The 10,765-nt window shown below is 60.1% G+C and carries 8 protein-coding genes; 4 read left to right on the top strand and 4 right to left on the bottom strand.

Translation table 11 applies throughout. From position 1 onward, the window contains the following. Positions 1-498 precede the first annotated feature (498 nt). Both U862_RS0122225 and U862_RS0122220 read right to left on the bottom strand, forming a co-directional pair. Positions 499-2,910, bottom strand: coding sequence for a glucose/quinate/shikimate family membrane-bound PQQ-dependent dehydrogenase (locus tag U862_RS0122225; protein WP_025112434.1), 2,412 nt, complete (start codon positions 2,908-2,910; stop codon positions 499-501). A 217-nt stretch (positions 2,911-3,127) separates the two neighbouring features. Beyond that, complete coding sequence (locus tag U862_RS0122220) at positions 3,128-4,489, bottom strand: carbohydrate porin (protein WP_025112433.1); 1,362 nt, start codon at positions 4,487-4,489, stop codon at positions 3,128-3,130. A 300-nt stretch (positions 4,490-4,789) separates the two neighbouring features. On the opposite strand from U862_RS0122220, the gene U862_RS0122215 reads away from it, so the two are divergent. Both U862_RS0122215 and U862_RS0122210 read left to right on the top strand, forming a co-directional pair. Continuing rightward, on the top strand, positions 4,790-5,020 hold the full coding sequence (locus tag U862_RS0122215; protein WP_025112432.1) for a VF530 family DNA-binding protein: 231 nt from the start codon (positions 4,790-4,792) through the stop codon (positions 5,018-5,020). Position 5,021: 1 nt separating this feature from the next. After that, the gene (locus U862_RS0122210) at positions 5,022-5,660 is read left to right on the top strand and encodes a Pr6Pr family membrane protein (RefSeq protein WP_025112431.1); all 639 of its coding nucleotides are present in this window, start codon (positions 5,022-5,024) and stop codon (positions 5,658-5,660) included. Between the two features lie 106 nt (positions 5,661-5,766). On the opposite strand, the gene U862_RS0122205 is transcribed toward U862_RS0122210, so the two are convergent. Together U862_RS0122205 and U862_RS0122200 are read right to left on the bottom strand one after the other, a co-directional pair. Then, positions 5,767-6,555: a siderophore-interacting protein gene (locus U862_RS0122205; RefSeq protein ID WP_025112430.1), complete on the bottom strand. Its 789-nt coding sequence runs from the start codon at positions 6,553-6,555 to the stop codon at positions 5,767-5,769. After that, positions 6,552-7,127 (bottom strand): PadR family transcriptional regulator, encoded by a 576-nt coding sequence (locus U862_RS0122200; protein WP_025112429.1) that lies wholly within the window; start codon positions 7,125-7,127, stop codon positions 6,552-6,554. Before U862_RS0122200 ends, U862_RS0122205 begins: the two co-directional genes overlap by 4 nt. 516 nt (positions 7,128-7,643) lie before the next feature. On the opposite strand from U862_RS0122200, the gene U862_RS0122195 reads away from it, so the two are divergent. Both U862_RS0122195 and U862_RS0122190 read left to right on the top strand, forming a co-directional pair. Further along, on the top strand, positions 7,644-8,123 hold the full coding sequence (locus tag U862_RS0122195; RefSeq protein ID WP_025112428.1) for a CS1 type fimbrial major subunit: 480 nt from the start codon (positions 7,644-7,646) through the stop codon (positions 8,121-8,123). Positions 8,124-8,233: 110 nt separating this feature from the next. After that, positions 8,234-10,756, top strand: a complete 2,523-nt coding sequence (locus U862_RS0122190; protein ID WP_025112427.1) for a CS1-pili formation C-terminal domain-containing protein — start codon at positions 8,234-8,236, stop codon at positions 10,754-10,756. Positions 10,757-10,765: the final 9 nt, after the last annotated feature.

The following is a 10,765-nucleotide window of genomic DNA, read 5'->3' as shown; positions in this document are numbered from 1 at the left end:
GAGCCGACCACCCCCCAACTGAACACACCCAAATCCAATTGTGGGAGCTGGCCTGCCAGCGAAGGCGGCCTGACAGCCGACCAATCCCCAACTGAACACACCCATTCCCACTGTAGGAGCGAGCCTGCTCGCGAAGGCGGCCTGACAGCCGACCAATCCCCAACTGAACACATCCATTCCCACTGTAGGAGCGAGCCTGCTCGCGAAGGCGGCCTGACAGCCGACCAATCTCCAACTGAACACACCCAAATCCAGTTGTAGGAGTGAGCCTGCTCGCGATGGCGGCCTAAGAGCCGACCACCCCCCAACTGAACGCACCCAATCCAACTGCGAGCCTGCTCGCGAAAGCGGTGTGTCAGTCCCCGCAAGTGTTGGTTGTGCTGACGCCTTCGCGAGCAAGCCCGCTCCCACAGGTTTTTCAGCGAATTCAGAACAGTTGTATGCAAAAAAGGCGATGCCCCTCACGAGACATCGCCTTTCTATTGCCGCCGCTAAAGCTTATTCCGGCAGTTTGTACGCAATCACATAGTCACCCATCTTGGTGCCCAGCGAGCCGTGACCACCCACCACGAGCAGGACGTATTGCTTGCCGTCCTTGCCGGTGTAGGTCATTGGCGTGGCTTGGCCGCCTGCAGGCAGACGCGATTTCCACAGTTCTTTACCGGTGTTCACGTCGTAGGCGCGCAGGTACTGGTCGAGGGTGCCGCTGAGGAAGCCGACGCCGCCGGCGGTGACCATCGAGCCACCCATGCTTGGTACGCCCAGGGTGAAGCCGATCGGGATTGGCGAGCTGTCGCGGCTGGTGCCGTTCTTGCGTTTCCACACGACTTTGCCGGTGGTCAGGTCGATACCGGCGACGTAGCCCCAGGCCGGGGCCTGGCACGGTACGCCGAATGGCGACATGAACGGGTGCATGGTCACGGCGTATGGCGCGCCGGTGTTTGGCTGGATACCGGCAGTTTCGCTTTCGCGCTTGCTGTCGGCGGCCACTTCGGCGCGCGGGATCATCTTCGAGACGAAGGCCATGTAGTTCGGGCTGGTGAACAGCATCTGGCGAACCGGGTCGACCGATACGCCACCCCAGTTGAATACACCGACGTTACCCGGGTAGATCAGGCTGCCTTGCTCCGACGGAGGCGTGTACTGGCCTTCGTAGCGCAGTTCCTTGAACTGGATGCGGCACAGCATCTGGTCGAACGGGCTGGCACCCCACATGGCTTTTTCGGTCAGTTCCGGAGCCAGCAGGTTGAGGTCCGAACGGGCCTGGGTCGGTGCGGTGTGGTCGCCTTTCACGGCGCCTTGCGGTACCGGGATTTCGCGGATCGGAATGATCGGCGTGCCGTCACGACGGTCGAGGACGTACAGGCTGCCCTGTTTGGTCGGAGCGATCAGCGCAGGTTTCACGCCGTCGGCGGTTTTCATGTCGAGCAGGGTTGGCTGGCTGCCAACGTCCATGTCCCACAGGTCGTGGTGGGTGAACTGGTAGTTCCAGCGCACTTTACCGGTGGCAAGGTCGAGGGCGACGATGCCGGCGCTGAATTTCTCGGCGCCTGGGGTGCGGTCAGCGCCCCACTGGTCTGGGGTCTGGTTGCCCAGTGGCAGGAAGACCATGCCAAGTTTTTCGTCGACGCTGGCCAGCGACCACATGTTGGCCGAGTTGCGGCTGTAGATTTCGCCCGGGGCCAATGGCTCGGTGGCGTCCGGCTTGTCGCTGTCCCAGTTCCACACCAGGTGACCGTCGCGCACGTCGAAGGCGCGGATCACGCCCGATGGCTCGTTGGTCGACTCGTTATCGGTAACGTGACCGCCCATGATCACCAGATCACGGGTAATCGCCGCTGGCGAGGTGGAGTAGTAACCACCGGCGGTGAACGGGCCGATGCCTTGGGTCAGGTCAACCACGCCGTTTTTGCCGAAGCCTTCGCAGATCTTGCCGGTGTCGGCGTTCAGTGCAATCAGGCGTGCATCAGCGGTTGGCAGGTACAGGCGACGCGGGCAGGCCTGGGCAACGGCTTTGCCGGCTTCGGAGATAACGGCCGACGCGGCGTTTTCAGATTTGGCGTAAGCGGCTTCGTCGTAGTACGACACGCCACGGCAAGTCATGTGGGCGAAGCCCTTGAAGCCCACCGGGCTCTTGATCTGCGGGTCGAAGCGCCACAGTTCCTTGCCGGTGTCCGGGTCCAGCGCCAACACTTTGCTGTGCGCGGTGCACGCATAGATCATGCCGTTGGCTTTGAGCGGGGTGTTTTCGTTGGTCAGTTCCACCGGGTCATCAGCGGTCGGCAGGTCGCCGGTCTGGATGCGCCAGGCTTCTTGCAGCTTGCCGACGTTGGCCGGGGTGATCTGCTTGAGCGGCGAGTATCGGTCACCGAATTCGCTGCGGCCGTAGGCCTGCCAGTCGCCATCGGGCATGGCTGGCGCGGTGCTGGTCATGTCCGCGGTGTCGCGGCCCAGTTCGCCGAACGTTTCGCCCGGATGGGTGAACAGGCTGGCCAAAGCGGTGACGCCGGCCAGAACCACGGCCACACTCAAACCACCAGTGCCCATCGGCGCCGGGCCTGCGAGCAGCAATGGACGACGGAACCACGGCAGCAACATCACGATGCCGAGAACGAACCACAGGGCCAGACGTGGCACCAGTTGCCACCAGTCCAGACCGACTTCCCACAAGGCCCAGACCGTGCTGGCGAACAGCACGATGGCGTACAGGCCCAGCGCTGCACGACGACGCAGCAGCAACAGAATGCCGGTCAGCGCAATGCCGATACCGGCCAGCAGGTAGTACAGCGAGCCGCCGAGCATGCTCAGCTTGACTCCCCCGGCCAACATGGCCAGGCCCATCAGTAGAAGCAGTATGCCGAGCAGGCTCGGTAGCAGACGGCCCCGACTCGAAGCACTTTCGGTGCTCATAGTGTGATTCTCCGTGACGTTTCAAGTAGTCCCGCGCAGTAGTCACTGTAGATGACGATTGGGCGCAGGCATGGTTCAGATAAAACTTGTGTAGCTAACGAAATTCTTTTGTGGGAGCGGGCTTGCTCGCGAAAGCGGTGTGTCAGAAGGCTGATGTGTTGACTGACACGACGCCTTCGCGAGCAAGCCCGCTCCCACAGTGGGTATTTGCCAGCTCTTAGAACGACGACTGGATCTTGATCCCCGCAATCAGGGCATCGTCGACGTCGTTCACGCCACCGGGATGGCGGATGTATTGCAGGTTCGGGCGCACGGTCAGCCAGTTGGCGAGGTGCACGCCGTAATACAATTCGGCGCTGTATTCGGTGTCCTGCGGCGGCAGGAACGACGGATCGTCATAGTCGTAGACGGCGTTGGCCTGATTGCTCGCCTCGGCGTTCTTGCGAAAGGCCGGATTGACGTGAACGCGGGCCAGGGCGAAACCGATGTCGTCCTTGGCGCGAGCATCGAACGGGCCTTTGTAGACGACGCCGGCCTGCACGTAGTTGTCGATCGCGTTGGTTTTCTTGTCGTGCATCGTGGCGTTGGCAAACACGCTCAAGCCGCGCGAGTGGTCGCTGGCGATGCTGGTGACTTGCTGCTGGGCACCGAACCACACGCCGTGCTTGCTCGATGCGCTGCGGTAGGCTTCGCCGCTCAGTGCAGCAGGCTGGCCGTTCTGGTCTTTATAGACGTCAGATGCCTTGGCGCTGCTGTAGTAGTAGCCGGCGCGGTATTCGCCCGGCAGACCATTGAGTTTCGGCGTCCACACCAGTTCGACTGGCAACACGGCGCCCTGGGTGCCGCTGCCGCTGAGTTTGAAGCCGTTGCCGCGATCGAGGTTCGACGGGTTTTGCTCGTAAGCGCCGACCTGGGCGTACAGCTCTGGTGTCAGGTGATATTTGACCCGCAGCGCCCACTGGCTGACCGGCCAGTTGTACCAGATGCCGCCGACCCAGTTGCCGACTTGCGAGCCGCAGAACGCCAGGTTCTGGAAATCGCACGGGAAGCTGTTGAAGTCTTCGCCTTCACCGAAACGGCCGACCTTGATGTCGAGCTTCTGGTCGAAGAATTTCTGCTGATACCACATCTGCGTCAGTCGCGTGGTCTGGCCACGGCCCCAGACTTCCTGCGCGGAGGTGAAGCCGCCGACACGCGGATCGTTGATCCGGTCGTTGCTGATGTTGTTGCCGCTGCGCTTGGTGACGGTCAGTTGAAACTCGGCGTCGTCCCAGCCGAGGATCTTTTGCAGGTCCAGGTGCGTGCCCAGACCGAACTGGTCGCTGTAGCGCGCGGTGCGGTCGTGGTCGTAGCCGCCGTGCAGGTTGCTGCCCATTTCGCCGGTGTAATCGAGTTTGAAGTCGTAGCCTTTTTCCGAGAGTTCGGTACGGGTGCCGTTCCAGTCACCGAGCATCCACGGTGAGTCGCTGTCGAAGGCGGGGGCCGCCTGGGCGTAGGTGGCGAAGCCGAGCGCGGTGCAGCCGCCGAGCAGGCGCAGAGCTGAGATAGCGCTGTCTCGGGAGAAGGAAAAATCAGGCATGGATCAGTCTTTTTTTGATGTTTTCTGGGGGTAAACCGAGCGCTTCAATTTGACGCAGGCAGTGAAGCGATTCAGCTGAAGGGCGGCAGGATAATGATCTGTAACAAAAAGACAAAGGGCTTTTGCAGACATGCAGCGTTTCGCATTCGGTAACAGTGCGTCAAACGGGCGCATTGTGGGCAGGCTCGCAGGCTGCGATCTTCTCGGGTTGGCCTACATTTGAAGCAAAGCCTTCCACCTGACCGGCCCCTCGGCTAAGGTGCGCGGCTTGTGCATTTTCACTCCGTCCAAAGGCCTGGCATGAACGACCACACTCCCGATCCGCTGCACGGTGTAACCCTTGAACACATCCTCAATGCGCTGGTGGCGCATTACGAGTGGTCGGGGTTGGCCGAGCGCATCGATATCCGCTGCTTCAAGAGCGACCCGAGCATCAAGTCGAGCCTGACCTTCCTGCGCAAAACTCCGTGGGCGCGGGAGAAGGTCGAGCGTTTGTACGTGAAACTGATGCGCACCAAGCGTCCGCTCTGAGATGGACGCCGTTTTGCGGCGACGCCTGATCATGCTCATCGCCAGCCTCGGCTGGGCCGGGTTGAGCATTCAGCTGTACCTGATTTTCCTTGCGCGCCTGAGTATCGACGCCAGTCTGCTGGGCGGGCTGGTGAGCTTCTTCAGTTACTTCACGGTACTGACCAATACCCTGGTGGCGAGCGTGCTGACGAGCGCGGTCACCCGGCGCGAATCCGCTGTGCAACGCTGGTTTCTGCTGCCTTGGGTCAGTAGCGGGGTGGCGGTGAGCATCGCGGTGGTCGGCCTGGCCTACAGCATTTTACTGCGACATTTGTGGCACCCCGAGGGGTGGCAGTTTATCGCTGATGAATTGCTGCACGACGTGATGCCGCTGCTGTTTCTGGGCTATTGGTGGTGCTGCGTGCCTAAAGGCACGTTGCGCTTTTGGCACCTTCCGCTGTGGCTGATTTACCCGCTGGTGTATTTCGGTTATGCCTTGCTGCGCGGGCATCTGCTGGGCGCGTATGCGTACCCGTTCATTGATGTGGCCATGCTGGGTTATGCACAGGTGTTCATCAATGCCGGGGGGATATTGGTGGGGTTTGTGCTGATGGGGTTGCTGGTGATCGGCCTCGACCGCTGGCGGTCAGCACGGCATTGAAACCCATGTGGAAGCGGGCTTGCTCGCGAAAGCGTCGGGTCAGTCAACATCATTTTTGAATGAACCACCGTATTCGCGAGCAAGTCCGCCCCCACCGGGAGGCATCTCATTCCTCTTCGGGAGTACCTTCGGCACGCCAGTAGCCGACGGCTTTGATGAGCTGCTCGTCCAGCCCATGCTCATCAATCAATACCCGGCGAATCTGCCGCGAGACCTTGGTCTCGGTCGCTACCCACGCATACAGATTGCCCTTGGGCACTTGCAGCTGTCTGACGGTGGTCAGCAGGTTGTCCTTGCCACCTTCACGCAGCACCCAGATCACATTGACCTGCGCCGCACTTTGCAGCGCCTGTTGCTCGGCACCGTTCTCCACCTCGATCACCACCAGCGCCTTGCGATTGGCCGCCAGGCCTTCGAGGCGACGGGCGATGGCAGGCAGGGCGGTTTCGTCGCCAATCAGCAGGTAGCTGTCGAAGATATCCGGCACGATCATCGAACCACGCGGCCCGCCGATGTGCAGCAATTGCCCAGGTCGGGCCTGTTCGGCCCAGGTCGAGGCAGGGCCGTCGCCGTGCAGTACGAAGTCGATGTCCAGTTCGAGCGTTTCCAGGTCGTAACGGCGCGGGGTGTAGTCGCGCATTTCGGGCAGCGGCACGTCACTTTTTCCGGCACCAAGCACCAGTGTCTCCAGCGCGGCGGTTTGTTCGGCGTTCTGCGGGAACAGCAACTTGACGTGATCGTCCGTGCCCAGGCTGATGAACCCGGCCAGTTCTGGCCCGCCGAGGGTGATGCGGCGCATGCGCGGGGTCAGGTCGACCACGCGCAACACCTCAAGCTTGCGGCGTTTGATTTCGTGCATGACGCGGTGAATGGTTTGGGTATCGACTGCAGTCATTCGGCTTTCTCCGGAGCAAATTGAACGGCGGGACCGTCGACAATGGCTTTGGCGGTGTCGTTGAGCAGATCACGCACGCGCAGAATTTCTTCGGGACTCCAGCGCCCGTGGTGCATCTGCAACGCGTGGCGCAGGTTGTGTACGGCTTCGTGGATTTCCGGCGGCCGATCGTGGCCACGCAGCGAGCGTTTGCTGACCTCGATGCGCATGCGCACGCCGTCCAGTGCGATCGCTTGTTCGCTTAAAGACAAACGACCGGCATCGGTCACGCTGTAGCGCTTTTTGCCGGCATCGGCGTCGCCGCTGATCAAGTCGCTTTCCTCCAGAAAGGTCAGGGTCGGGTAGATCACGCCGGGGCTGGGGCTGTAGGCACCGTCGAACATGCCTTCGATCTGGCGGATCAGGTCATAGCCATGGCACGGCTGTTCGGCAATCAGTGCCAGCAGCAGCAATTTCAGGTCGCCGGGGGCGAACACCCGTGGGCCGCGACCGCCGCGTTCGCGTCCGGGGCGCTTCTCGAAGCCGTCGCGGCCGTCACCGTGCTCGCGGTGGGGGGAATGATGGTCTCTCATTTTTGCTTTCTCTCTCGTCGTATTTAGATACAACTTAAGATATATCTTTAGGTGTCTGCAAGGCCTCCTGACCGACGGTTGTCGTCCTTCAATCGAAATATCGGGCACGGATTACGGCAAACGATCAAAAAAACGCGGTATTAAATCGCCCGGCAAAGGCGCAGTTTAGTGCTAACTCTCTAATAGTCGGCGTCGGCCTTTATTATCGGCAGGGTGTGGTATGTGTCTTACGGAAGTTGCTGTGAAAGTTGGCGCGTTCAGACAGATTGCTGGCGCGTTGTAGCCTGTCTCTTACAGCAGGACTTAAACTTTTATGGTTTTCATGGTTTTTTCTCTCTTGGGTAGAGGTCACTGGGCTACACGTTTGTCGGAACTTGCCTGCTTACTTTCCAAGGGAATTGCTTGATCATCTTTCGGCGTTAAAAGTTCAGTTGGGTCAATAACTGCTCGTGACGGTTTTGCTCATCAATAACTTTTGACTCTCCTTCGATTATTTTAAATAACAGGTACTGAAAGATGTTCAAAAAAATCGCGTTTGCTGCTCCTGTGGCTGCTCTGGCACTGAGTGCTTCGATGGCTTTCGCCGCCACTGATGCCAGACACTCCATCAGTCTGGTCGCTACTGTTTCTTCCGATGACTTCTACGCGGTACCGGTTGACTACGACCTGGTCAACAAAGACCAGGACATGAGCTACAACCCGGGCACAGACTCCATGCGTACCATCGATGGGCACTTTGACGTGCTGCACACGGCGGGCAAGGTTCATGCACGACTGGAAGGTGTGCCCAAGCTGATTGCCGGCAACAAGACCATTGATTTGAAGGTTGAACTCAATGGCAAGACGTTGACCACCACGTCGCAAGAAGTGGTTAACACCACTGATTCCAACACGCGCTATCGTGCGCCGTTCAAGATCAGTGCCGTCACCACTCAAAAACCTGACGCGGGTGACTACACCGGTGTTGTCATGTTGGTTGTGGAACCTTCCGTCTAAGTAATACAGGCGACGGAAAACGTTTACTTGTCTCAAGTGGCGTTCCCGGTCGGCAAACTTTCCGGTTTGTCGGCCGAGCGTTGATTTCTTGGTAATCAGAGTATTAGTTCATGTTCCCGATGACGCCCATCGCGACAGCGCTTACGCTGTTGTTATGTAGCAGTGCATTTGCGGCAACCTCTTCTATTGATAATACGCCACGAAGTTTGCTCGCTCAGGCCAAAGGCCTGCCGGCAGAGTTCGAAGAGCATTTTTTTGATGTTCCGCTGGCGGTACGAGTGGAACTCGACCAGCAACCTCTCGGCGAGGCCATGATCGTGTTGTCGCGCGATGACCGGGTGACCTTGCTCGAATTCACCGATACCAGCGAAAGCCGCTTCGATGCCCGCGAGCGCGAGACCTGGGCGGACGTTCTCAAGCCCGGTGTGAGCCTGGGAGCCTGCACGGGTCAGTGCCCTGCGCAGATGCTGGCGGTTCACTACAACCTGGAAAACTCATTGCTGTCGATCGTGACCGAAAATGCCGAGCGTGACATTGGGGCCAAGCGTTTTCACGATCAGCCGCCAGGAGGTAGCCGCGGCCTGATCGTGCGCAACCAACTCAACCTCAACGGTGGTCAGGAGCAGGACCTGGGTGGTCGATTCGGCCTGGAGGCCAGCGGCAGTCTGGGCAACTGGAGCCAGAGCGTGAACCTGCAGCTGTCGCGACTGGGCAGCCCGGATGACAAGACTTATCACGCAGTACATGAGCTCTATACCCAGCGCGAAATGGAGGGCAAATTTTTTCGTCTGGGCTACTTCACCCCCAACTCCGAGGGCCTGATGCGTGAACCCCGAGCCTTCGGCAACAGCCCGGATACGGCGGTGGGGCTGATGTACGGAAGCTCCGACAGTCTGGCCATCGACAGCCCGAAACCCAGCGTTTATCCGGTGTATGTCACCGCCAATCGCCAGGCCTCGGTGGAGATCTATCGGGATGGGCTGCTGATCAACACCCAGGCAGTGCCGGCGGGGTTGCAGACGCTCGATACGCGAGCGTTGCCCGGTGGCATCTACGAAGTGGAAGTGCGCCTGATCGAAGACGGCCAGACCACCTCGACCACCCAAGAGTTGATCTACAAACCCAACAATTGGCGCAACCACGACGAACGCTGGCGCTATAACCTGTTCGCCGGTCAGGAAAGCAAACTGCTCAGCAACTGGGAGCAGCAAAGCAGTGGTGATGCCACGGCCGGTGCGGCGCTCAACTACCTGCTGCACCCGCGGGTGATCCTCGGCCTTTCGGCGCGCCAAGTGCGCGAAAAGCTGCAGTACGGCAGTTCGATCGACTGGAGCCTTGGCGAGCGCACCAGCCTTTACGCCAACTTGTATCAGACCGAAGACCATGGCACCGGCGCCGACTTCCAGGGGTTGTACAACTATGGCGCCGGCAGTCTGGTGGTCAGTCACAACCGCAGTTGGCTTGACACGACCAACACCTACGACACGCTGCCTGATGGCACCCGCGTGCGCCAACGCAATGTGTTTACCGGGCAGACCAGCAATTCTTCGCTGGCGCTGAACCACCGGATCAGTCGCCAGAGTTCGCTCAATGGCAGGGTGTCGCACAGCGAGGGCAACGTCGAAGGGGTAGGCGTTGACCTCGGCTGGACGCAACGCACGGTGGTGTTTGGCAATGATGCCAACTGGCGGTTGTCGCTGTTCGATCGCCCGGGCAGTTACAGCAGTAGCGAGGCACGCAATCGCGGAGTCGACCTGAGTATCAACCTGGCGCTGGGCCGCCCGGGGCAGCAGATATCCGGCAGCATTGGCAGCCGCACGGCCCGCGATGGCCGTCGTGACAACAATGGCTCACTGGGCTTTCGTCAGGACTTGCAGGACCACGTGTTGCAAAGCGTCTCGGTGACCGCGCTCACCGACACCTATGGTGTGGGCCTGTCGAGCCTGGCGAACTTTCGCACTGATGTGGTCAACGGTGACGGATTCCTTCAGCGCTCATCGTTCAACGACAACTTCACCGGTGGCTTGAACCTCGACAGCACCCTGGTGATCGGCGGCCAGCACATGGTTTTGACCAGCCAGCATCAGGGCCGCGGTGCGGGAATGATCGTTGACGTCGAGTCGGACATCGATGGCATTGCGCTGCGCGCCGATGATCTCAGCGGCGGCAGTGCGGCGTTGCGCCCCGGGCGCAATTTCATCGCGCTCACGGCCTACAAAAACAGCTCGGTGAGTTTCGATTTCGAAGGCAACGACGTGCCCGCAGCCAGCATCGAACCGGCGCGAACCCGCTATCACCTGAACAAGGGCGGTGTGGAGTATCGCAAGGTGCGGGTCATGAAGACCCTCACCGTGCTCGGTCGACTGCTCGATCCGCAAGGCCGGCCGCTCAAGGGACACCACGTGATCAACCATGCCAGCCGCGGGGTCAGCGAAGTCGATGGCTTTTTCTCGATGGAAATGAACGCTGGCTCGCCAACGCTGGAAGTCCGGTATGCCGACCAGTTGCTGTGCCAGTTCCGCCTCGATATCGATCAGCACCGTCGTGAAAACAGTGTGCTGATGATCGGTGATCTGCGGTGTTCGCCTGACACCCTGGCGGATGCCACGTCCAACCGGAGCTCGGCCGGTTGAACCGTGCCA

Source organism: Pseudomonas sp. H1h (genome assembly GCF_000633255.1).
Taxonomy (GTDB): Bacteria; Pseudomonadota; Gammaproteobacteria; order Pseudomonadales; family Pseudomonadaceae; genus Aquipseudomonas.
The sequence above is the reverse complement of the archived record's forward strand: the minus strand, read 5'-3'. Positions and strand labels throughout refer to the sequence as shown.

Coding starts and splice junctions, on each gene's coding strand:
- U862_RS0122225 (WP_025112434.1), bottom strand. CDS start 2,910: ATGAGCACCGAAAGTGCTTCGAGTCGGGGCCGTCTGCTACCGAGCCTG.
- U862_RS0122220 (WP_025112433.1), bottom strand. CDS start 4,489: ATGCCTGATTTTTCCTTCTCCCGAGACAGCGCTATCTCAGCTCTGCGC.
- U862_RS0122215 (WP_025112432.1), top strand. CDS start 4,790: ATGAACGACCACACTCCCGATCCGCTGCACGGTGTAACCCTTGAACAC.
- U862_RS0122210 (WP_025112431.1), top strand. CDS start 5,022: ATGGACGCCGTTTTGCGGCGACGCCTGATCATGCTCATCGCCAGCCTC.
- U862_RS0122205 (WP_025112430.1), bottom strand. CDS start 6,555: ATGACTGCAGTCGATACCCAAACCATTCACCGCGTCATGCACGAAATC.
- U862_RS0122200 (WP_025112429.1), bottom strand. CDS start 7,127: ATGAGAGACCATCATTCCCCCCACCGCGAGCACGGTGACGGCCGCGAC.
- U862_RS0122195 (WP_025112428.1), top strand. CDS start 7,644: ATGTTCAAAAAAATCGCGTTTGCTGCTCCTGTGGCTGCTCTGGCACTG.
- U862_RS0122190 (WP_025112427.1), top strand. CDS start 8,234: ATGTTCCCGATGACGCCCATCGCGACAGCGCTTACGCTGTTGTTATGT.